Source organism: Blautia sp. MCC270 (genome assembly GCF_018785605.1).
Taxonomy (GTDB): domain Bacteria; phylum Bacillota; class Clostridia; order Lachnospirales; family Lachnospiraceae; genus Blautia_A; species Blautia_A fusiformis.
This window is the reverse complement of the sequence record NZ_WQQD01000075.1, coordinates 1-434: the sequence shown is the minus strand read 5'-3', so window position 1 is coordinate 434 and position 434 is coordinate 1. Positions and strand designations below refer to the sequence as shown.

The window sequence follows — 434 nt, the reverse complement described above, 5'->3', positions numbered from 1 at the left end:
GTGAAAACCAAACCATCTGTATTGAAGATCTGAATGTTAAGGGGATGATCCGGAATCATAAACTGTCAAAATCGATAGCGAGTGTTTCCTGGGCAAAATTTTTTGAAATGCTGGAATATAAAGCTGGCTGGTATGGAAATGAAATTCACAGAGTACCAACGATGTATCCGAGCAGTCAGACCTGCAGCTGTTGTGGCTACAGAAATCCACGGATAAAAAATCTGGGCATTCGTATCTGGGAGTGTCCCAAATGCCATGCGGTTCATGACCGGGATACGAATGCAAGTATCAATATTCTGAAAAAAGGACTGCAGATGCAGTCTGCATAAAGATAAAAACTGTACCGTAGGGCATACGGGAACAGTATAAATATAGCTTGTGGACACTGTGCAAGACATTGCAGTACCGTAAGGTGTTTGCCAATGCAGTAGTGG

At 42.6% G+C, this 434-nt stretch carries 1 protein-coding gene; it reads left to right on the top strand.

The window, feature by feature from the left end; translation table 11 throughout:
- Positions 1-329, top strand: a 329-nt coding sequence (locus GPK58_RS12535) for an RNA-guided endonuclease TnpB family protein (RefSeq protein ID WP_215638737.1), incomplete at its 5' end; no start/stop codon positions are given.
- Positions 330-434: the final 105 nt, after the last annotated feature.